This is a genomic window from Streptomyces sp. NPDC002787 (assembly GCF_053592095.1).
This window is the reverse complement of the sequence record NZ_JBSFVC010000004.1, coordinates 24,222-45,815: the sequence shown is the minus strand read 5'-3', so window position 1 is coordinate 45,815 and position 21,594 is coordinate 24,222. Positions and strand designations below refer to the sequence as shown.

Annotated in this window: 14 protein-coding genes; 6 read left to right on the top strand and 8 right to left on the bottom strand. The window is 70.8% G+C overall.

Going from position 1 to position 21,594, the window contains the following annotated elements; genetic code table 11:
* Positions 1-50 precede the first annotated feature (50 nt).
* The 3 genes from ACWD26_RS06240 to ACWD26_RS06230 all read right to left on the bottom strand — a co-directional run bounded on the left by ACWD26_RS06240 (position 51) and on the right by ACWD26_RS06230 (position 4,715).
* Positions 51-1,451 (bottom strand): CoA transferase, encoded by a 1,401-nt coding sequence (locus tag ACWD26_RS06240; RefSeq protein ID WP_451266753.1) that lies wholly within the window; start codon positions 1,449-1,451, stop codon positions 51-53.
* 86 nt (positions 1,452-1,537) lie between these two features.
* Positions 1,538-3,064: a S8 family peptidase gene (locus ACWD26_RS06235; protein ID WP_451266751.1), complete on the bottom strand. Its 1,527-nt coding sequence runs from the start codon at positions 3,062-3,064 to the stop codon at positions 1,538-1,540.
* Between the two features lie 118 nt (positions 3,065-3,182).
* On the bottom strand, positions 3,183-4,715 hold the full coding sequence (locus ACWD26_RS06230; RefSeq protein ID WP_451266749.1) for a S8 family serine peptidase: 1,533 nt from the start codon (positions 4,713-4,715) through the stop codon (positions 3,183-3,185).
* Between the two features lie 385 nt (positions 4,716-5,100).
* Between ACWD26_RS06230 and ACWD26_RS06225 the strand changes: the two genes are divergently transcribed.
* The 3 genes from ACWD26_RS06225 (at position 5,101) to moaA (ending at position 8,233) form a co-directional block, all read left to right on the top strand.
* Entirely contained in the window at positions 5,101-5,457 is a 357-nt protein-coding gene (locus tag ACWD26_RS06225; protein ID WP_045560805.1) for a DUF485 domain-containing protein, read from the top strand.
* Complete coding sequence (locus tag ACWD26_RS06220; protein WP_451266747.1) at positions 5,454-7,079, top strand: solute symporter family protein; 1,626 nt, start codon at positions 5,454-5,456, stop codon at positions 7,077-7,079. Before ACWD26_RS06225 ends, ACWD26_RS06220 begins: the two co-directional genes overlap by 4 nt.
* 164 nt (positions 7,080-7,243) lie before the next feature.
* Positions 7,244-8,233: a GTP 3',8-cyclase MoaA gene (moaA, locus tag ACWD26_RS06215; protein ID WP_257569219.1), complete on the top strand. Its 990-nt coding sequence runs from the start codon at positions 7,244-7,246 to the stop codon at positions 8,231-8,233.
* 5 nt (positions 8,234-8,238) lie between these two features.
* Here the strand turns inward: moaA and ACWD26_RS06210 are convergent, their stop codons facing one another.
* Together ACWD26_RS06210 and ACWD26_RS06205 are read right to left on the bottom strand one after the other, a co-directional pair.
* A complete protein-coding gene (locus tag ACWD26_RS06210; RefSeq protein WP_451266744.1) occupies positions 8,239-8,478 on the bottom strand; it encodes a hypothetical protein in 240 nt (79 codons plus the stop codon).
* 233 nt (positions 8,479-8,711) lie between these two features.
* Positions 8,712-9,083 (bottom strand): DUF3099 domain-containing protein, encoded by a 372-nt coding sequence (locus tag ACWD26_RS06205; protein ID WP_451266742.1) that lies wholly within the window; start codon positions 9,081-9,083, stop codon positions 8,712-8,714.
* A gap of 248 nt (positions 9,084-9,331) precedes the next feature.
* Between ACWD26_RS06205 and ACWD26_RS06200 the strand changes: the two genes are divergently transcribed.
* Positions 9,332-9,610 carry a GlsB/YeaQ/YmgE family stress response membrane protein gene (locus ACWD26_RS06200; RefSeq protein WP_451266740.1) on the top strand — a complete coding sequence of 93 codons (279 nt, stop codon included), beginning with the start codon at positions 9,332-9,334 and terminating at the stop codon, positions 9,608-9,610.
* 88 nt (positions 9,611-9,698) lie between these two features.
* On the opposite strand, the gene tyrS is transcribed toward ACWD26_RS06200, so the two are convergent.
* Genes tyrS through ACWD26_RS06185 form a run of 3 tightly spaced genes read right to left on the bottom strand, consistent with a single transcriptional unit; the run spans position 9,699 to position 13,933 of the window.
* Entirely contained in the window at positions 9,699-10,967 is a 1,269-nt protein-coding gene (gene tyrS, locus ACWD26_RS06195; protein ID WP_451266738.1) for a tyrosine--tRNA ligase, read from the bottom strand.
* A 42-nt stretch (positions 10,968-11,009) separates the two neighbouring features.
* Entirely contained in the window at positions 11,010-12,413 is a 1,404-nt protein-coding gene (locus ACWD26_RS06190) for a metallopeptidase TldD-related protein (RefSeq protein ID WP_451266736.1), read from the bottom strand.
* Positions 12,410-13,933 carry a TldD/PmbA family protein gene (locus ACWD26_RS06185; RefSeq protein WP_451266734.1) on the bottom strand — a complete coding sequence of 508 codons (1,524 nt, stop codon included), beginning with the start codon at positions 13,931-13,933 and terminating at the stop codon, positions 12,410-12,412. The genes ACWD26_RS06190 and ACWD26_RS06185 overlap by 4 nt, the downstream gene beginning before the upstream one ends.
* A gap of 246 nt (positions 13,934-14,179) precedes the next feature.
* On the opposite strand from ACWD26_RS06185, the gene ACWD26_RS06180 reads away from it, so the two are divergent.
* Together ACWD26_RS06180 and ACWD26_RS06175 are read left to right on the top strand one after the other, a co-directional pair.
* Positions 14,180-20,041 carry a hypothetical protein gene (locus tag ACWD26_RS06180; protein WP_451266732.1) on the top strand — a complete coding sequence of 1,954 codons (5,862 nt, stop codon included), beginning with the start codon at positions 14,180-14,182 and terminating at the stop codon, positions 20,039-20,041.
* Positions 20,038-21,576, top strand: a complete 1,539-nt coding sequence (locus tag ACWD26_RS06175) for a hypothetical protein (RefSeq protein WP_451266730.1) — start codon at positions 20,038-20,040, stop codon at positions 21,574-21,576. The genes ACWD26_RS06180 and ACWD26_RS06175 overlap by 4 nt, the downstream gene beginning before the upstream one ends.
* Positions 21,577-21,594: the final 18 nt, after the last annotated feature.

Here is a 21,594-nt window from a genome sequence, read left to right as displayed (position 1 = left end):
CTGGCAGTTCGATATTCCGCCCATACGTACGGTTCGGGGCTCCCGGCGACTCAATCCCAGCGCGCCTCGTCCGTGCCCCACGGCCCCGGCGGCCGTGCCCAGTCACGCGGCCCGCCCTCGAAGGCCACCGGCGACAAGGCGTACCGCAGCCGCCCCAGCCGACTGTCCCGCTCGGCGAGCCACGCCGCGGGCCCGTCACAGAAGCCGGCTCCGTCCGGGCCGCGCTCGATGCCGTCCGTCAACCAGGCCGCCGTACGCGCGAGCGACAGCCGGACGACACGGCCACCGCCCCCGTCCCACCGCTCGCTGAGCGCGCGCAGGACGGCCGCCGCCAGCAGGTACCCCGTCCCGTGGTCGAGCGCCTGCGCGGGCAGGGCGCCCGGCCGCTCCACGGAGCCCTCGACCGCCGCGATGCCCGTGGCCACCTGCACCAGACTGTCGAAGCCCCGTCGCCCGGCCCACGGCCCGTACGCACCCCACGCCGAGAGCTGCGCCACGACCAGCCCCGGGTGCCGCTCGGCCAGTGACTCGGGCGACAGCCCGAACCGGTCCAGTACGCCGGGCCGGTACCCGGTGACGACGACGTCCGCCTCCGCCAACAGGTCCTCGAACACCCGGCGGTCAGCCCGCGCCGTCAGATCGAGCGTCACCGACCGCTTCCCGAACCCCGTGTCGGTGTGCTGGTCGAGGATCTCGGGCATCCCCGGCGGGTCGACACGCAGCACGTCCGCGCCCAGCAGAGCGAGCGTCCGGGTGGCGACCGGCCCCGCGATGACCCGGGTCAGGTCCAGGACCCGCACCCCGGCGGCGGGCGACAACGGCGCCGCGGGCAAAGGACCGAGCACGCGCGCGCGGGGAGCGCCCACGCCGTCCGACCGCTCCGACCGCTCCCACTCGACCAACGGCCGCGCCCGCACCGCCGCCGCCTGCTCGTGCGCGGCCCACTCCCCGGGCGTCCGCAGCGCCACGGCCAGACCGCCGGCCGCGTACACCGCCTCCTCGGCCTCCAGCGAGGACCGCTCGGCGAGTGCCGACGCCACCGCGGCGACCGGATCGGCGGTGTTCTCAGTCAGGCCCAGCGCGGTCAGCAACCGCTCCCGGTGGTGCGGGTAGTTCGCATGCGTCCGCACCCACCCGTCCGGCGTCCGCCAGAACCGCGACAGCGGCGCGAAGGCCACCGGCGCCCGTCCGTCGACCAGCAGATGCCGCTCACTCACGAACGCCGTGGCGACCGCCCCGTCGTCCACACGCACCCCGGGCACCTCCCCGAGCCCGGCCCGCCGCGCCCCCAACTCGGCCGCCGCCAGCGCGCAGACCCCCACGCAGGTCCGCGCCAACTCCCGTACCGGCAGCCGGGCGTCCAGCGCTCCAGCCCTTACGACGGTCGAGACCCGCCGCGTCAGGACGGGATCGCCGCCGAGCGCGGCCCACGCGTGATCCATGTCTGTCATGACCGCACTATGCAACGGAAGGGCCGGGCGGTGTGACACCGCCCGGCCCGACGCTCTCGTACGACGCTCTCGTACGACGACGATCCCTACTTGGTCACCGCGTCCAGCGCGTCCGCCGTGCCGAAGCCGTAGAAGCCGTTGTGGTTCTTCGGCCCCTCGCAGACCGCGTCGACCTTGCCGTCCCCGTCGATGTCGTACGGGTCGGTGCAGGGCGTGGCGTCGGCCTGCGCGTACAGCAGGGCCTTGACGAGGGCCGGCGGGGCGTACGGATGGGTCGACTTGATGAGGGCGGCCACGCCCGCGACGTGCGGGGACGCCATGGACGTACCGGCCATGTAGCCCCAGGTGCCGCCGGGCAGCGGGCCCAGGATCAGACCGCTGGTGGCGGGCGGGGCCGGGGTCTGGAAGCGGGTCGAGTCGCCGCCGGGTGCGGCGATGTCGACGACGCCCAGACCGTGGTTGGAGAACGAGGACTTGAGGCCCTTCGCGCCGGTCGAGGCGACCGTGACGACACCCGGCAGCTGCGTCGGGATGTCGAGGCACTCGGAGGGGTCGATCACCCGGTCCGACGGTGTCGAGTCGTTCGGGGACACCGGGTCGGTGATCTCGTCGGCGGCGAGGTCGTAGTTCTCGTTGCCGGCCGCGGCGACGTTGACCGCGCCCTTCCGCTCCGCGTACTTCGACGCCCGGGTGAGGGCCTCGACGAGCGCCTTCTGGTCCGGGTCGTCCTTGCAGTTGAAGTACCAGGGGTCGGTGTAATAGCTGTTGTTCGTGACGTCCACGCCGTGCTCGGCGGCCCACATGAAGCCGCACACGACGGCCTCTGTGTAGAAGAAACCGGCCGTGGTGGACACCTTGATGCCGGAGACCTTCACGCCCGGCGCGACACCGGTGACGCCGACGCCGTTCTTGGCCGCCGCGATCTCGCCGGCCACATGGGTGCCGTGCGGGCTCTCGTCGGCGCTGGGCCGCCAGGCGCCGTCGGTCGTGTCGGGCTTGCCCGTCACACAGTTGACCGACGCCTCGCGGTCGAAGTTGGGCGCGATGTCCGGGTGGGTGTCGTCGACGCCCGTGTCGATGACGGCGACCGTGACGTCCCGGCTGCCGAGCGACACCTCGTGCGCCTTGTCCGCCTTGATGGCCGGCAGGTCCCACTGCAACGGCTCCAACGGGTCCTGCCCGTCGGCCGCCTCGGCGTCCCGCATCTCCTCGGCGGTCAGGACCCTCGGGGTGCCCACGTCGGTGGTCGACTGCGCGGGCAGCGGCGCGGTGCGCGTGGCACCGGCCGACTGGACACCGCGCACACCACGGATCTCCGCGGCGAAGCCGGCGTTCGAGGAGCGGACGACGATCACGCCGATCCGGTCGTACGACGTCACGATCGTGCCGCCGGCCTTCCTGATCGCCTTCTCGACCCGGGCGGACGGACCGTGCCCGGGGTTCACGTTGACCACATAGCTGAGCGGCGTCGCGTCGGCCGCCGCACGTCCTGTCGTCACGGTGGCCGAGGCGGCCGAGGCCGTGACGTTCGGTACGACGGCGAGCGCGGTCGCCACGGCCATCCCGAGCGGGATGGCCACCAGACGGCGCGAGCGCTGGTGAGGCGCTGTCATGCTGTCTCCAGTTCGTTCGCGAATCGAGCGGTTCAAACGGTTCGAAGCGGTACGAAACGGTGCGAGCTGTGCGGGACCAGGTCCCGCGAGGTCGTGGTGTTCCCCGGGCGACGGGGTGCTACTTCTTGACGGCCTTCAGGGCGTTGACGATGCCGAACCCGTAGAAACCGTTCACGCTCGGGCTGCCTTCGCAAACCGCGTCCTGGACGCCGTCGCCGTTCTGGTCGTACGACGTCGGGCAGGCCTGCTCGTCCGCCTGGGCCTTCAGCAGCCACTGCAGCTGCTGCGGGGAGGCCCACGGGTGCGTGGACTTCAGCAGCGCGGCGACAGCGGAGGCGTGCGGCGCGGCCATCGAGGTGCCCTGCAGGAAGCCGTACTTGCCGTCCGGCATCGTGGACAGGATGCGGCCGTCCTTCGACGGGGTGTCCGGCAGCTGGTAGCGCCGGTCGCCGCCCGGGGCCGCGATGTCGACGACGCCGTTGCCGTACGTCGAGTAGTACGACTTCTCGTTCTTCACGCCCGTCGCGCTGACCGTGACGATGCCCGGCAGCTGCGTCGGCACGTCGAAGCACTCACTCGGGTCGATCGTGCGTTCGACCGGAGTGGTGTCGTTGGGGCTGGTGGCGTCCACGATCGCGTCGGAGGCGAGGTCGTGGTTGGAGTTGCCCGCCGAGGCCAGGTGCAGGGTGCCCTTCTTCGTGGCGTACTTCTGGGCCCGGTTGACGGCGTCGACGATGGCCTTCTGGTCCGGGTCGTCCACACAGTTGTAGAGCCACGGGTCCACGTAGTAGCTGTTGTTCGTGATCTCCACGCCCTTGTCGGCGGCGAACACGAACGCGCAGACGACGCTCTCCGCGTAGAACAGGCCGCTCTTGCGGTCCGTCACATTGATGCTGGAGACCTTCACACCGGGTGCCACACCGGCGACACCTATGTCGTTGCGGGCCGCGGCTATCTCACCGGCGACGTGCGTGCCGTGGTAGTCGTCCACGGTGTACGGCCGCCAGGCGCCCTCGCTGGTGTCCGGGACGCCGCCGTCGCAGTTCGCCGACTGGGACTTGGAGAAGTTCGGGGCGAGGTCGGGGTGGGTGTCGTCGACGCCGGTGTCGATGACGGCGACCGTGACCTTCTTGCTGCCCGGGTTGATCTTCGCGGCCTTGTCGGCGCCGATCGAACGCAGGTCCCACTGGTCGGCTTCCAGCGGCTCGGCGTCCGGGACGTCCGCCGAGGCGGCCTTGACCTTCGCGGCCTCCGCGTCCGTGAGGTAGTCGACGGCGCCCTCGTCCGTCGTACCGGCCGGGGTCAGCGGCGAGGTCCGGGTGGCGCCGGCGGACTGCACACCGCGCACGGCCCGGACGGCCGGCCCGAACTCCGGGTTGGTGGAGTGGGCGACGATCACACCGATCTTGTCGTAGGTGATGACGACGGTACCGCCGGCCTTGGCGATCGCCTTCTTCACCGAGGCGATCGTGTGCTTGTCGGCCTTGGTGTTCACGACGTACGAGAGGTTCGGGCCCTCCGCGGTCGCGGCGGTGGGCTCCGCGAGCGGGGCCGCCGAGGCGACACCCGGCAGGAAGCCGAGCGAGGCGGTCAGCGACAGGACGACCGGCACCGCGAGGGCGAGCCGTCGTCTGGAGCGCAGATGAGCCATGGGATCTCCACATCATCCTCAAAGAAACCGGCCCGAGACACAGGGGTGCCCGGGCAGGTACATGACTTGGTGGTGCAGCCCGAAGCTATCCCTGGTCCTCGTGGGCCAGCAATGACTTCGCGGGCGGGAGGCCGAAGTAGAGGGGTAACCCTCGAAGTCACCGCACCTGGGACCGCTTCCGCATCGGTTGGCGAAAGAAACCCGCACGGTTGAACCGGTCCTCGCGCGCCGCCGTGACGTTGTGCAGGGAGCGCGAGCACGATCGCGCACCCGTCACCGAAGGAACAGAGCCGACCCCATGTCCGTACCCAGTCCGTCCCCCGATCCGACGGCGAAAAAGTCACCATCCACCGTCGCGACCGCGGCGGAGACGCGAGGAGACTCCGTGGCAACCGACGCACCGCCCCCAGCGAAGGCCGAGCATCATCTCCCCTCTCCCGAGGAGTTCGCCGCGGTCCATGAGAGCGCCGAGTTCGCCGAACTGCGCCGCTCCTACCGCTCGTTCGCCTTCCCGCTGACCGTGGGCTTCATCGCCTGGTACCTGCTGTACGTCCTGCTCTCCAACTACGCGGGCGACTTCATGGGCACCAAGCTCTTCGGCAACATCAACGTCGCCTTCGTACTAGGCGTCGCACAGTTCGTCACCACGTTCCTCATCGCCTGGTGGTACTCGAAGCACGCCGCCGCGAAGCTCGACCCCAAGGCCGAGGCGATCAAGTCCCGGATGGAGGGCGGCGCATGAGCCCCGTACAGCAGACGTTCCTCGCGGCCAACGAGGCCAGCGAGCACCGGCCGCTCATCATCACCCTGTTCGCGCTGTTCGTCATCGCGACGCTCGCCATCACCATCTGGGCGGGCCGCCAGACCAAGGACGCCGCAGACTTCTATGCGGGCGGACGCCAGTTCAGCGCCTTCCAGAACGGCCTCGCGGTCTCCGGCGACTACATGTCGGCCGCGTCGTTCCTCGGCATCGCGGGCGCGATCGCCCTCTTCGGCTACGACGGCTTCCTCTACTCCATCGGCTTCCTGGTCGCCTGGCTGGTCGCCCTGCTCCTGGTGGCCGAGCCGCTCAGGAACTCCGGCCGGTACACCATGGGTGACGTGCTCGCGTACCGCATGCGCCAGCGCCCGGTCCGCACCGCGGCCGGCACCTCCACGATCGTCGTGTCGATCTTCTATCTGCTGGCCCAGATGGCGGGCGCGGGCGTCCTCGTCTCGCTGCTCCTCGGCATCACCTCCGACGCGGGCAAGATCCTCATCGTCGCCCTCGTCGGCATCCTGATGATCGTCTACGTCTCCATCGGCGGTATGAAGGGCACCACCTGGGTCCAGATGGTGAAGGCCGTGCTCCTCATCGGCGGCACGATCCTCATTACGTTCCTGGTGCTGCTGAAGTTCAACTTCAACATCTCCGATCTGCTCGGCACCGCCGCCGAGAAGAGCGGCAAGGGCGCCGCCTTCCTGGAGCCCGGCCTCCAGTACGGCGCGACCGGTACCTCCAAGCTGGACTTCATCTCCCTCGGCATCGCCCTGGTCCTCGGCACCGCCGGTCTGCCGCACATCCTGATCCGCTTCTACACGGTGCCCAACGCCAAGGCCGCCCGGAAGTCCGTGAACTGGGCCATCGGCATCATCGGCGGCTTCTACCTGATGACCATCGCCCTCGGCTTCGGCGCCGCCGCGCTGATCTCCCAGGACGAGATCATCGCCTCCAACCCGTCCGGCAACACGGCGGCCCCGCTGCTCGCCCTGCACCTCGGCGGCGTCGACTCGGCCTGGGGCGCGATCCTGCTGGCCACGATCTCCGCGGTGGCCTTCGCGACGATCCTCGCCGTGGTCGCGGGCCTCACCCTCGCCTCGTCGTCGTCCTTCGCGCACGACATCTACGCCAACGTCATCCGCAAGGGACAGGCCTCCGGCGCCGAGGAGGTCCGTGCGGCCCGCTGGGCGACCGTCTTCATCGGCGTCGTCTCCATCGGCCTCGGCGCCCTCGCCCGCGACCTGAACGTGGCCGGCCTGGTCGCCCTCGCCTTCGCGGTCGCGGCCTCCGCCAACCTGCCGACGATCCTCTACAGCCTCTTCTGGAAGAGGTTCACCACCCAGGGCGCGCTGTGGTCGATCTACGGCGGTCTGATCGTCGCCGTCGGCCTGGTGCTGTTCTCGCCCGTCGTCTCCGGCGACCCGAAGGCGATGTTCCCGGACGTCGACTTCGCCTGGTTCCCGCTGAAGAACCCGGGCATCATCTCCATCCCGTTCGGCTTCCTCATGGGCTTCCTCGGCACGGTCCTGTCCAAGGAGAAGCCCGACGAGGCCAAGTACGCCGAGCTGGAGGTCCGCTCCCTCACGGGCACCGGCGCGCACTAGCTCCGCCGGGAGACCCCGCCGCGGGGCCGCGAGGAGGGGCCGTCGTAGGGATCTACGGCGGCCCCTCGCCGCGTCTCGTGGGATCGGGCCTGTGATGTTGTCAGTGGGGTCACGTAGGCTCGCAGTGTTCGGGAACTACTGATCTGGCGCGGGAGGGGGCCCACGTGCTCATCGACACCTACGGCCGAGTGGCCACCGACCTGAGGGTCTCGCTGACGGACCGGTGCAACCTGCGCTGCACCTACTGCATGCCCGAGGAGGGCCTGCAGTGGCTGGCCAAGCCGGACCTGCTCACGGACGACGAGATCGTCCGCCTCATCGACATAGCCGTGCGCACCCTGGGCATCACAGAGGTCCGCTTCACCGGCGGTGAGCCGCTGCTGCGCCCCGGACTGGTCGGCATCGTGGAGCGTGTGGCGGCTCTGGCCCCCCGCCCCCAGATGTCCCTCACCACCAACGGCATCGGCCTCAAGCGCACGGCGACGGCCCTGAAGGCGGCAGGCCTGGACCGGGTGAACGTCTCCCTGGACACCATCCGCCCGGACGTCTTCAAGACCCTCACCCGCCGGGACCGCCACAAGGACGTCCTGGAAGGCCTGGCCGCCGCCCGCGACGCGGGGCTCACCCCCGTGAAGGTCAACTCCGTCCTGATGCCGGGCCTGAACGAGAACGAGGCCCCCGACCTCCTCGCCTGGGCCGTCGAGCACGACTACGAGCTGCGTTTCATCGAGCAGATGCCCCTGGACGCCCAGCACGGCTGGAAGCGCGACGGCATGGTGACGGCGGGCGACATCCTGACCTCCCTGCGCACCCGCTTCGACCTCACCCCCGAGGGCCAGGACGAACGAGGCTCGGCCCCGGCCGAGCGCTGGCTGGTCGACGGCGGCCCCCACCGCGTCGGCGTCATCGCCTCCGTCACCCGCCCCTTCTGCTCCGCCTGCGACCGCACCCGCCTCACCGCCGACGGCCAGGTCCGCACCTGCCTCTTCGCCCGCGAGGAGACCGACCTCCGCGCCGCGCTCCGCTCGGGCGCGCCCGACGAGGAGATCGCCCGCATCTGGCGCCTGGCGATGTGGGGCAAGAAGGCGGGCGCGGGCCTGGACGATCCGTCGTTCGTGCAGCCGGACCGCCCCATGTCCGCGATCGGCGGCTGAGCGCTCTACGGCGCGCGGTCGTCCCACTCGTCCAGCTTCACGACGTCCTTCAGGAACCCCCGCACCCCGAGGAACTGCGACAAGTGCTCCCGATGCTCTCCGCACGCGAGCCACGTCTTGCGTCGCTCCGGCGTGTGCAGCTTCGGGTTGTTCCAGGCGAGCACCCAGACCGCGTCGGCCCGGCAGCCCTTGGCCGAACAGACGGGGGAGGATGGATCGGAGCCGGGGACGTTGAGGATGTTCACATGTCGACCCTAGCCGCAGAAAAACACGTCGGCCCCAGCCGCGGAAAAGGCGACGCCGAGCAGCCACGGGGGGAGCTGCCCGGCGTCGGTCTGTCGCTCCGACGGGGGATGCGGAGCGCGTACGAAGTATGTCACGGGTAGCCCTCTGCCCGGCACAGGAACTACATGATTGATCTGAGCTTTTCTTGAGCTTGGCGGGTGGTTGGATTCCGCTTCGTCCGGTTTTCCGGCGCTCAGGCCCGCTCGCGCGGCTCGCTCCGCCGACCGCCCGCGGGATCGGCCGCGACGTCCTCCGGGACGGATTCCGCGGGCGGCGCGATCATCGGGCGCATGGGGGTGGTGACGAACGTGGACGGCAGCGAGGGCGCGTTCTCACGGCCCGCGTTGGCGATCACCACGGCGATGTACGGGAGCACCGCGCCGAGCACCAGTGCGACGACCGCGACGTGCCGTTCGACGTTCCAGAGGACCGCGGCGGCGATCACCGCGAGGGTGCGGACGGACATCGAGATCACATAGCGACGCTGCCGGCCCCGGACGTCGTCGGCGAGTCCCTGCCGGGCGCCTGTGATCCGGAAGACCTCGACGTTGTGCTGCTTCCGCATCACGTTCCACCACCCGCCTGTATCGGACGCTCACCGGCCCGTGCCCCGCCCGTACCCGCTGCGCGCAACCGGGGTTCGGACAAGCTCCACGTTACGCCGCGTCTGCGCCGCCTACGAGACCGGGTCACCTTCCACGAGGAGGGGAGGAAATGCGCCGAGGCACGTACGGTCGTGCCCGACATGCGGCGTATCGCAGCCGGGCGGAGACTGACGGTAATGCTCACGTCGAGCCGTACGAGGAGGCAGCCATGGGCTGGTTGTGGGCGATCATCGTGGGATTCGTACTCGGCCTGCTGGCCAAGGCGATCATTCCGGGCAAGCAGCACAGCCCACTATGGCTCACGACGATCTTCGGCATGCTGGGCGCCATCGTCGGCAACGCGATGGCACGCGGCTTCGGGGTCGAGGAGACCCCCGGCATCGACTGGAGCCGTCACATCTTCCAGCTGATCGCCGCGATCGTCATCGTGGCCTTCGGTGACATGGCCTACATGGCGACCCTGGGCAAGAGGAAACACCGAACCTGAGCACCCGGCGCCCAAAGGGGCGCGGAGGAAACCGCGAGATCAGCCGCATCGAAGCGGCAGCCGCCGGACCCCCACGCCCCTGTGGCGCCTAGGCCCCGGTCACCTCGACCGCGGCCAGATTCTTCTTCCCCCGCCGCAGCACCAGCCACCGCCCGTGAATGAGGTCCTCCGACGCCGGCACGGCGTCCTCCGCGGTGACCTTGACGTTGTTCACGTAGGCCCCGCCCTCCTTCACGGTCCGCCGCCCCGCGGACTTGCTCGGCACCAGCCCGACCTCGGCGAAGAGGTCGACCACGGGGGCCAGCTCGCTGACCCGCGCGTGCGGCACCTCGGACAGCGCCGCGGCCAGCGTCCTCTCGTCCAGCTCCGCCAGCTCACCCTGACCGAAGAGCGCGCGGGACGCGGCGATCACCGCGGCGGTCTGGCCGGCCCCGTGCACCAGCGTCGTCAGCTCCTCGGCCAGCGCGCGCTGCGCGGCCCGCGCCTGCGGCCGCTCCTCCGTCTGCTTCTCCAGCTCCTCAAGCTCCGTACGGGACTTGAAGGACAGGATCCGCATGTACCGGGTGATGTCCCGGTCGTCCACGTTCAGCCAGAACTGGTAGAACGCGTACGGCGTCGTCATCTCCGGGTCGAGCCAGACGGCGCCGCCCTCGGTCTTGCCGAACTTGGTGCCGTCCGCCTTGGTCATCAGCGGCGTGGCCAGCGCGTGCGCCTCGACCCCGGGCTCCAGCCGGTGGATCAGGTCCAGCCCGGCCGTGAGGTTGCCCCACTGGTCGCTGCCGCCCTGCTGGAGCGTGCAGCCGTACCTCCGGTAGAGCTGGAGGAAGTCCATGCCCTGGAGGATCTGGTAGCTGAACTCGGTGTAACTGATGCCCTGGTCGGACTCCAGGCGGCGGGCGACGGAGTCCTTCGTCAGCATCTTGTTGACCCGGAAGTGCTTGCCGATGTCCCGCAGGAACTCGATGGCGGACAGGCCCTCGGTCCAGTCGAGGTTGTTGACCATGACGGCCGCGTTCTCACCCTCGAAGGACAGGAACGGCTCGATCTGGGCGCGCAGCCTGCCGACCCAGCCGGCGACCGTCTCCGGGTCGTTCAGCGTGCGCTCCGCCGTCGGGCGGGGGTCGCCGATCAGGCCCGTCGCGCCGCCGACCAGCGCCAGCGGCCGGTGCCCGGCCTGCTGGAGCCGGCGCACGGTGAGCACCTGCACCAGGTGCCCGACGTGCAGGGACGGCGCGGTCGGGTCGAAGCCGCAATAGAACGTGACGGGACCGTCCGCGAGCGCCTTGCGCAAAGCGTCCTCGTCGGTGGACAGGGCGAACAGGCCCCGCCACTTCAGCTCGTCGACGATGTCCGTCACGGTTCTCGTGTCTCCTTGAGTGGGTCGTAATCAGGTACGAGGTTATACGCCCTGGCTGACAGAGCTCATATTGAAATCCGGCACCCGCAGCGCGGGCATCGCGGCCCGGGTGAAGTAGTCGCTCCACTCGCGCGGCAGCGTCTTCTCCGTGCGCCCGGCCTCCGTGGCCCGGCCGAGGAGGTCCACCGGCGACTCGTTGAACCGGAAGTTGTTGACCTCGCCCGTGACCTCGCCGTTCTCTACGAGGTAGACCCCGTCACGGGTCAGCCCGGTCAGCAGCAGGGTCGCCGGGTCGACCTCGCGGATGTACCACAGGCAGGTCAGCAGCAGTCCGCGTTCGGTGGCGGCGACCATCTCCTCCAGGGAGCGGTCCTCACCGCCGTCCAGGATCAGGTTGCCGATCGTCGGCGCCACGGGCAGCTGGGTCAGACCCGCGCTGTGCCGGGTGGTCGGCAGGTGGGCGATCTCGCCCGCGCGGATCCACTCGGTCGCCTTCAGCGGCAGCCCGTTGTCGAACACCGAACTGTCGCCACCGGAGGAGTGGGCCAGCGCGAAGGGCGCGCACTCCAGGCCCGGCTCGTTCGGGTCGCTGCGCAGGGTCAGCGGCAGCTCGGTCAGCCGCTCGCCGATCCGCGTACCGCCGCCGGGCTTGCTGAACACCGTCCGGCCCTCCGCCGCGTCCCGCGCCGACGCCGACCACATCTGGTAGATCAGCAGATCCGCCACGGCCGTCGGCGGCAGCAGCGTCTCGTACCGCCCGGCGGGCAGCGCCCTCCGACGCTCGGCCCAGCCCAGCCGTACGGCCAGTTCCGCGTCCAGGGCGCCCGGGTCGACGTCCTTGAAGTCACGGGTCGAGCGTCCCGCCCAGGCCGAGCGCGTACGGTCCGGGGACTTGGCGTTGAGCTCCAGCGTCCCGTTCGGCTGGTCATGGCGGAGCCGCAGCCCCGTGGACGTACCGAGATAGCTCGACACCAGCTCGTGGTTGGCGAAGCCGTACAGCTCGCGGCCGCCCGCACGCGCGCGTGCGAACGATTCGCCGAGGGCGGGCGCGAAGTCGGCGAACACGGCGGAGGAGGTCTCGGCGGGCGTGTCCGTGAAGTCGGGGGAGTGCGCCACGCCCGTGACCAGCGGCTGGGCGTCCTCGGCGGGTCCTCCGCCCCGCGCGGCGGCCTCGGCGGCCCGCACCAGCGGCTCCAGCTCCTCGGCGGTGACGGCGGACCGGGACACGACCCCGGAGGCGGTGCCCTCCTTGCCGTCCACGGTGGCGACGACGGTCACCGACCGGCCCCGGGTGACGCCGTTCGTGGTCAGCGCGTTGCCCGCCCAGCGCAGGTTGGCCGTGGAGTACTCGTCGGCGATCACCACACAGCCGTCGGCCCGGGACAGTTCGAGGGCCCGCTCGACGATCTCGTGCGGCTTGTGAGCCTTGCTGTTGCGGGCGCTCATCGACCGGCCTCCTGCGTGGTGTTCAGAATGTTGACGCCCTTGAAGAGGGCCGACGGGCAGCCGTGCGACACCGAGGCGACCTGGCCCGGCTGGGCCTTGCCGCAGTTGAAGGCGCCACCCAGGACGTAGGTCTGCGGCCCGCCCACGGCCGCCAAGGACCCCCAGAAGTCGGTCGTCGTCGCCTGGTACGCGACGTCCCGCAGCTGCCCGGTGATCCGCCCGTTCTCGATCTTGAAGAAGCGCTGCCCCGTGAACTGGAAGTTGTACCTCTGCATGTCGATGGACCACGACCGGTCCCCGACCACATAGATCCCCCGGTCGACCCCGCCGATCAGATCCTCCGTCGACATCCCGGCCGGATCCGGCTTCAGCGACACATTGGCCATGCGCTGCACCGGCACATGGCCGGGGGAGTCGGCGTACGCGCAGCCGTTCGACCGCCCGAGACCGGTCAACTTCGCGATACGCCGGTCGAGTTGATAGCCGACCAGGGTCCCGTCCCTGACGAGGTCCCAGCTCTGGCCCGCCACGCCCTCGTCGTCGTACCCGATGGTCGCCAGGCCGTGCTCGGCGGTGCGGTCACCGGTGACGTTCATCAGCTCGGAGCCGTAGCGCAACTTGTTGAGCTTGTCGAACGTGGCGAAGGAGGTGCCGGCGTAGGCGGCCTCGTAGCCGAGGGCGCGGTCCAGCTCGGTGGCGTGGCCGATGGACTCGTGGATGGTCAGCCACAGGTTGGACGGGTCGACGACCAGGTCGTACACGCCCGCCTCGACGCTCGGCGCCCGCATCTTCTCGGCGAGCAGCTCCGGGATCCGCGCCAGCTCGTCGTCCCAGTCCCATCCGGTGCCCGTGACGTACTCCCAGCCACGCCCGACCGGCGGCGCCAGCGTCCGCATCGAGTCGAACTCACCGCTGGACTCGTCGACCGACACGGCGGTCAGCGACGGGTGCAGCCGGACCCGCTGCTGGGTGGTCACGGTCCCGGCGGTGTCCGCGTAGAACTTGTTCTCGTGCACGGTGAGCAGCGAGGCGTCGACGTGGTTGACCCCGTCGGCCGCCAGCAGCCGCCTGCTCCACTCCGTGAGCAGCGCGGACTTCTCCTCGTCGGGGACGGTGAACGGATCGATCTCGTACGAGGAGATCCACGTCTTCTCCGCGTGCACGGGCTCGTCGGCGAGCTCGACCCGCTCGTCCGACCCGGCCGCCTTGATCACCTGCGCCGACAGCTTGGCCATCGCCACGGCCTGCGAGGCGACCTTCGCGGCGGCGTCCATCGTCAGGTCGACCCCGGAGGCGAACCCCCAGGTCCCGCCGTGCACCACCCGCACCGCGTACCCGAGGTCGGTCGAGTCCGACGACCCGGCGGGCTTCGCGTCCCGCAGCCGCCAGGACGCGTTGCGCACCCGCTCGAACCGGAAATCCGCGTGATCGGCACCGAGGGCACGGGCGCGGGCCAGCGCGGCGTCGGCGAGGGCACGGAGGGGTAGCGCGAGAAAGACTGGATCGATGCCGTGGGCCACAGGAGGCTCTCCCCTATTGATGTGTTCTCTGCGTGTCCTTGAGACGCGGACAAGCCGCAGTCAAGCACGTCACATCCGATCCCGCCGTGGTCATCGCGTATCGGTGGGGCGGAGAACGCCTCAGAAAATGCCGCAGGCATGACTCGCAGGTTGAACACAGAGTGGCATGATGACGCCATGCAGGGGTGGGGGACTGATTTTCGTATCTGGCTCTCGTCGCTCGACGAGTCCGAAATCCGCAGCTTTTTGACGTCGCATCACTGTCTGCGCCAGCAGTCCTGCGGGCGCCGTCACGACGGCCGCAACCGGACGCCGGTCACCCGGCGTGATGTGAACACCTTCCGGGTCTGGGTCACCAGAGCGAGACAGCCCCAGTTACTGTCGGCCGGTTCCTGCGGACTGGCCTGGGCGTGCCGGGCCCTTGTCGAGGACCATGGCTGCTCCCCGGAGACGCTCGAGGCGCCGACCCTCGAACAACTCGAGACCATGCTCCGGATCCTGGCTCCGCCGATCGCCCGCTGTGCCCTGTACGGGCTGCTCTCCCCTGACATGGAGAAGACCTCGATCGCCCGCACGGTGGAGAGCCATCGGGACGTCCTGCGAAGAGCGGCTGATCAGGAACCACCGTCGAACCCCGCCGAGATCCTCAGGAGAGTCGTGACAGCAGCAGGGCACCCCGACCCGGACGGCGAGGTCGGCGAGCCGAGAAGCACCGAGGGGGAACGGCCCGTCGATGAGCCGGTGCCGGCGTCCGGGACGGAACGGAACTCGACGCTCGAGGGTCTGCTGGCAGAACTGGCCGACTCCGGACGGCCGTTGGCCGCATCGCTGCGAAGCGTCGCCGACGCGGTCGAGTCGGGTCGCCGCCCCACGGCGACACGCGAGCTGGCGGACGCGGTGACGGAGTGGATCGGCCTGCGTGAGCACGCCGCCGACCGCTGTGCCGACCAAGGGGTCGACTGGTCGCACGAGTCCGACTACGCGTGGCTGACCGCCGAGCGCGCCCGGCTGGAGAAGGTACGCGCCGAACTCGCCGCGCTGCGCGAGAGAGCCGAGTCCTACGACGCGATGATCGACGCGGCCATGGATCCGGATGAGGCGGCGACGCTCACCATGCTGCGCAACCGGCTGCGAGCGCAGATCGACGAACTCGACAGCACCTTCGGGGAGGGGAAGGCGACGACGTCGGTGGTGACCCCCGACGTCGAGTCGGCCGAGGAGGCCCACGAACCGTTGACCGCCACCGCCACATCCCCGGCCGAGGCGGACACGGCCCCCGAGCCGGTCTCCATCGAGGGGGACACCCGGGCGGGCGGCGAGAGCGCTGAGTCACCGACCGAGGCCATGGCCGAGGCACCGGAACGGACGGTCGCCGTACCCGCAACCGAGCCCTCCGGCCCGGAACCGGGGCGCCCCGAGCCCGACGTGTCCCCGACGGACGAGCCGGAGCCGTCCGAGCCGCAGACGGCCATGGCCGTCGAGCCGGCGCAGGGGCCTCAGGAAACCCCCGCCGAGACGCCCCCTGCCGCCGCCCCCACCCAGGAGACCGCGCGGGGCAACGTCCCCAACGCGCCGGACACCGCACCCACCGCCAACCAGGAGATTCCCTCCGAGACCGTCACGGAGGCTCCCCCCGGCGGCACCGCCCCGCTGGAGACGATCCCCGAGCAGGAGCCGTGGCCCGCCTCGGTCGCGGACGCGGACTGGGATGTCCGCGCACCCTGGGAGACGGGGGAGCAGCCCCCGGTCGCCGTCCTGGTGCGGTCGGGCCGCCTGGCCGAGGCCTACTGGATGACCGAGGCGTCCGCCGAGCCCGACATGCGCGCCAGGGCGCTCGCGTTCGCCGCGGCCGCCTTCGACTGCGTCACCGAGTCGGACGCCACGGCCGTACAGATCACGCACGACATCGACGCGGGCCCGCTCGCCCGTGACCGGGACGCCTACCTCGTGGCCTTCGTCGCCGCGCTCCGTGCCGGGCTGACCGCCTGCTGGCCGCACACGCTCGTCAGCGACTTCTCGCCACCGGCCGGACTGGCCGAGCCCTGGCAGGAACTGCTCACCGTCCTGGTGGCCGCCGTGCGCAACGGTCGGTCCTTCGACCCAGGCGTCTACCACGCCGACGACCCGCAGCGGGACCACGACCTGCGGGAGGAACTCGGCACGCAGGCGAACCAGTTGCTCGACAGCCTCTCCCGCCGCAAGACCAAGTACCAGCGCGCCACCCGCGTGCTGCAGGACCTCGTCGGGCCGGGCGGCGAGCTCGGCCTGGCCCTGCGCGACGTCATCCAGTGGGTCGACGGCGGCCCACTGCCCGCCACCCTGTTCCGGGAGCGGGCCGAGCGGTTGCGCAACGCCGACGACGTCGACCGGCTGATCGAACAGAGCGACAGCCGGTACCGCACGCCCAAGCAGGCCAAGGAACCGATAACCGCGGGTGCCCTGCGCCAGCTGCACGCCGCCTGCCGGTCCGTGGCAGACGTCCTGACCAAGGCCGACGCGGTGGCGGCCAACCTGTTGCGGCCGACCGGACTCTCCCAGTCGGGCATCCCCGAACTGGCGTCCGTGCGCCGCGGACTGCGGGACGTGGCGCCGCCGCCCGGCGTGGGCGGCGCGGCGCTGGAACTGCTCCATGGCTGGCTCGAGGGGAAGCTGCCCGATCCGGGCGCAGAGAACCGCCCGGTCAAGGAGGACGGCAGTCCCCGCCCCACCACGGACTGCCTGCTCACCTTGTCCGACCTGCCGCGCGACAGCGAAGGCCTGCCAGAGCTGCAGGACCTGCGCACCGCCCGTCGTATGGCGGCGCTCATGGCGCCCCCGGACGCCGAGCCGGCGCTGCGCCGCTACCTCGCCCGGGGTGATCTGCACCTGGCGCGTGCGCTGGTGGACGCCGCACGACAGGACCCCAGCGGCTATGGGTCCCCGGACACCGAATGGGTGGAGGGCGCCGAGCGGCGTGTCCAGCAGGGGCAGGAGAACTGGCGGGAGACCGTGCGCCGACGCCACGCGGAGGCGGCGGTCCTGCTCGCCCAGATGCGCACGCTCAACCTGCTCGCGCCCGATCAGGAGCGCGAGTTCACCGGGCGGCTGCAGGAGTTCGCGAACGGCGACCACGCCGGCCGCTACCGCTACGCGGTGGACCGGCTCGAAGCACTGCGGCAGGAACTGTCGCAGTTGGTGGAGAAGGACACCCGGCGACAGCGCCAGGAACTGGAACAGTTGCGCCTCGCCCCGGGCGGGCTCCTGGGCCCGTCCGACTACGACCGGATCGTCAAGCTCATCACCGAGGGCGACACCGTCACCGCCGAGGAGTTCCTGGCCCTCGCACGCGGTGGCAAGCAACTGCCCGAACGGCCCGAGGACGACGGCGAGGAGCTCGCGGTGTTCCTGGCCGGGCTCAGCGGGCCGGGTGTTCCGCGGCCGGGCGGTGACGGCGTCGACGCCGACTGGTGGGCGGTCCGTCATGGCTCGGGTGCCCAGCTGACGGAGGCGGCCGACCTGGGGCTGCGTTCCTGGAAGGCGCTGTGCACGCGGCACGGGCGCAACAGCGAATGGCAGCAGCACCTTCCCCGGGTGCTGCGGCTGCTCGGCCTGGAGCCCAACGGCCAGCCCGTGGTGGAGACCCGGACACAGGGAGTGCGCAGGTTCAAGGTGCGGGCGAGGGTGGCTGAGCGGCCCGGCTACGTCGCCGCGCTGGGCTCCCAGGCCACGTCGTACACGGTCCAGCTGATCTGGGAGGAACAGCGCGCGAACGGCCCGCTCGCCCACCTGGAGGACGCCGACGTCGACGCCAACATCGTGCTCTACCTCCATCCGCTGGGCGTCGAGGGACGTCGGCGACTGGCGGACGCGGCCCGAGCAGGGGCGCAGCAGGCGCTGGTCGTGGACCCGGCCGTGGTCGGCTGGATGGCCGCCCGCGCTCCGGGCAGCTTCCGGGCACTCCAGCGGGTCACCCTGCCCTGGGCGGCGTACAACCCCTACACGCCCTTCGTCGCGGGGCTGGTCCCACCGGAGGTCTTCTACGGCCGGGACGAGGAGATGCGGGAGATCATGGACCCGCGCGGTGGCCTCTTCCTCTACGGCGGTCGGCAGCTCGGCAAGTCGGCGCTGCTGCGGCGGGTGGCCCGGATCTTCCCGAGACGCTCCGACAACTACGTGGCCGTGTACCTCGACCTGCTGAAGGCGGAGATCGGCCAGGCCGAGGCACCCGACAAGATCTGGAGTCTCCTCGCGGACGAGCTCAAGCGTCGCGGCGTCTTCGGGAACAAGGTGTCGGAGCAGGCCGGCCCGGACGTCGTGGCGCGCAGGCTCGGTGAGTGGCTGGACGCGGACGAGTCACGGCGACTGATTGTGCTCGCCGACGAGGCGGATGCCTTCCTGACGGCCGACTCGCGCCGGACGTTCCGGATGGGCGGCGAGTCGACGTTTCCGAACGTCAAGCGCTTCCAACAGCTCATGGAGCACTCGGAGCGGCGCTTCAAGATCGTTTTCGCGGGCCTCCACCAGGTGCAGCGCTTCGGTGCGCTGTCCAACGTCTCGACCGCGCACGGCGGTCCCGATGTCCTGGTCGGGCCGCTGAAGCAGCAGGCGGCCCTCCGGCTCGTCACCGAACCGATGGCCGCCCTCGGCTATGTGTTCGAGCGGCCGGAGCTGGTATGGCGGATCCTCGCGATCACCAACTACCAGGCCAACCTGGTGCAGATCTTCTGCAGCGAACTGGTCCGCACGCTGCACGCACGGCCCTACGACGGCACGGACCGTGCCACGGCCATCTCCGAGAGCGACGTGCAGGAGGTCGCGGCGTCCGAGACGCTCAGGCGCCGGATCGCCGAGCGGCTGCGGTTCACCATCAACTTGGAGGACCGCTACCGGGTCCTGGCCCTCCTCATCGCCCTGGAGAGCCTGAAGGACGGCTACCGGGGCGACTACAGCGCCAAGGAACTCCTCGACCTCGCCCGGGACGCCTGGCCGGAGGGCTTCGAGGAGTGCGGGGTGCAGCAGGCCGAGATCTACCTCAACGAGATGGTGGGACTCGGACTGCTGATCCGCCTGGGAGACCGGGCGCGCTTCGCCGTACGCAGCCCGAACGTCGTCAACATGCTCGGCACCCAGGAGGAACTGGAGACGGAGCTGCACGAGACCGAGTTCGGCCTCCCCTACGACTACAACCCGCGCGCCGCCCGGCGGATCCTCGGCCGGGACCGCAGCAGTGGTGTCCAGCGCTACAGCCCGCTGACCGAGGGCCAGCTGCACGAGGCCGCCCAGCCGGGCGTGTCCGTGGTGTCCACGACGGAGCTGCACCAGCCGGATCTGGTGCTCCAGGCCGTCGCCGCGTTCGCTGAGGGACGTGGGGTGAAAGTGGTCAGGTCACGGCGCGGAGACGACCTGAGAACCGTGCTGGCGGCTGCGGCCCGGCCACGCACGGCTCACGTCGTCCTCGCCGACCTGCGGGGTGTTCCGGCCGACGCCCTGGGGGACGAGCTGCGGCTCTGTGTCGAGCACGCCGGCCCCGCCGCCGACAAGCACGTACCGCAGAACGAGGGACGCAAGAGCAAGCAGAGCCGGTCGGTGCTCGTTCTGGCCGACGCCGGAGCGTTCGGTTCCCTGCGTGCCACCGACGAGAGGCGGCGGCTGCGGGTACGGACCCTGCAACCGCGCCGATGGACCGCGGACTCCCTGCGCGCCTGGCCCGAGTGCCCGTTCGTCTCGCGGGAGGAGCGCCGTCGGCTGACGGACGCTGCCTCCGGATGGCCGCACTGGACCGAGATCGCGGTGGCCGACGTCTCACTGCGCGGAGCCACGCTCGACGACGCCCTCGATCACATCCGCACGGTCACCGCCAAACCGGCGAACGTGGACAGCCATCTCAAGAAGTCCGGCCTGACCGACAGGGACCTCTCCCTGCTCGCACTGTGGACGGAGTACGTGGAAGAGGGACAGGGCGTGCCTGTCGACGACGTCGGGGCGGCCACAGGCCTCGGCTCCGACGAGACCCGGGACTGGCTGGTCCACCTGGACGAGCTCAACGTCCTCGACGAGACGGACGGGGGTATCGCGCTGGATCCCGTCACGTTCAGGGCCGTCCGAGCGCGGGCCGGGGAGAGCGCGTGACGGCGGGTCGCTTCGGTCCGGCGCTCTCGGCGCTGCCCGGTGTCAGGACCCAGTTGGACGAGATCGCCGCCCAGCTGGCGGCGGGCCTGAACTGCCTCTGGCTGCTGCCCGATCGACTGGTCGAGACTGGACAGGCGGAGGAGCTGTACCGGCTCGCGCTCACCACCACACCCGACCGCCTGGACGTCGTGCCGCCGACCGTCCTCACCGTGCCCGCTCCGCGGAACCGCGAGGGGGCCGGTGCGGCGGACGGATCGGCAGTGCCGGACCAACTGCCGTGGGAGGCGGACACGGAAGACGACGGGGTACCGGACTGGGACGGCCTGCCCGACCTCGACTTCGACGACGACTTCGACATCGGCTGGTCCGACACGCGACCTGCGCCTCTCGCGCGCCCGGCCGTGCGGGAGCAGGCCGTGCCGGAGGTCTTCGAGCGGCTGGGCAAGGAATTGGCCGTGGCCCCCGGCGAGGTCGTCACACGACTCACGGACCCCGCTCAGCGCTGGCGACCCGTCATAGGCCTGCGGGCCTGGGCGGAACCCGACGACCCACAGCAGGACGCCCCCGTCGTAGCAGGTGGTGGCAGCCGGGGCGGCGCCGTCCAGCGGCTCTTCCACTCCCTGTCCGCCGCGGTCAAGGAAGCGGGCCTGCCGCCCCAGGGACGTCCACGGCTGCTGGTCGTCGCCCGGGCCCGGGACGTCTCTGCGGCGCTCACCGACGAACTCGACCGGGACATCGCGACGACCGCGGTGCACTGGTGGTGGGGCACGATCGGACGCCTGGACACGGCCACGGTGGTGGCATCGGCCCGGGCAGGCAGCCCGGCGGGCGCCGTCGGACAGCGGGTTCGGGTCGCCGTCAAGGAAGAGGTCGTCACCGAGGTGGCGGGATTCGACCTGGAACTCGCCCATCGGCTCACCAGGGCCTGGGACGGGCGGATCAGCCGACTCGGCCCCGTCCTCCGGTCCTGCCTCGACGCCGAGCAGATCACCCGGGCCGCATCGTGCCCGGACGCGGCCCTCGAAGCCGGGACGCGGCGACGTCCCGGTTCGAGGCTGCGGTCGGCCTGGTCCGGGGGCCTGGTGCAGTCGTGGGAGGGCAGGCTGTGCCGCCATCCCGCGGTCTGGTACGCCGACGGCGGCCCGGATACGCCGCCCGAGCTGGACCTCCTCGTGGGCCAGGCCCAACAGCGTGCCGTGTTCCCATGGATCGAGGAGACCCGCGCACATCTCGTCCGCCTGAGCGCCCGCTACGCGACCCGACCCCCGCAGGCCCTTGTCGAGGCCTACGCCCAGCGGCCCGCCGCCGACTACCGCACGCACCCCGACAAAGCCTTCGAACAACTGGAGGTCGGCGACCTGCTCTCCGCATGCTACGGGGGCGGCCTCGTGCTCCCGGGCGAGGAACTGCGCCTGCTCAAGGAACTCGTGAAGGCCAGGAACATCCTCGCGCACCGGGGCGCGCTTCGTGACGCCACGCTCGACGCACTCTGTGAAGAGCTCACGCTCGCCCATCGGCGCTGGACGAAACTGTAGGGATCCGACAGTCAGTCC

Bases quoted from the DNA above. Each gene is read 5' to 3' on its own strand.
- ACWD26_RS06235 (WP_451266751.1), bottom strand. From the start codon at position 3,064: ATGACAGCGCCTCACCAGCGCTCGCGCCGTCTGGTGGCCATCCCGCTC.
- ACWD26_RS06205 (WP_451266742.1), bottom strand. From the start codon at position 9,083: ATGCGGAAGCAGCACAACGTCGAGGTCTTCCGGATCACAGGCGCCCGG.
- ACWD26_RS06190 (WP_451266736.1), bottom strand. From the start codon at position 12,413: ATGAGCGCCCGCAACAGCAAGGCTCACAAGCCGCACGAGATCGTCGAG.
- ACWD26_RS06220 (WP_451266747.1), top strand. From the start codon at position 5,454: ATGAGCCCCGTACAGCAGACGTTCCTCGCGGCCAACGAGGCCAGCGAG.
- ACWD26_RS06200 (WP_451266740.1), top strand. From the start codon at position 9,332: ATGGGCTGGTTGTGGGCGATCATCGTGGGATTCGTACTCGGCCTGCTG.
- ACWD26_RS06240 (WP_451266753.1), bottom strand. From the start codon at position 1,451: ATGACAGACATGGATCACGCGTGGGCCGCGCTCGGCGGCGATCCCGTC.
- ACWD26_RS06230 (WP_451266749.1), bottom strand. From the start codon at position 4,715: ATGGCTCATCTGCGCTCCAGACGACGGCTCGCCCTCGCGGTGCCGGTC.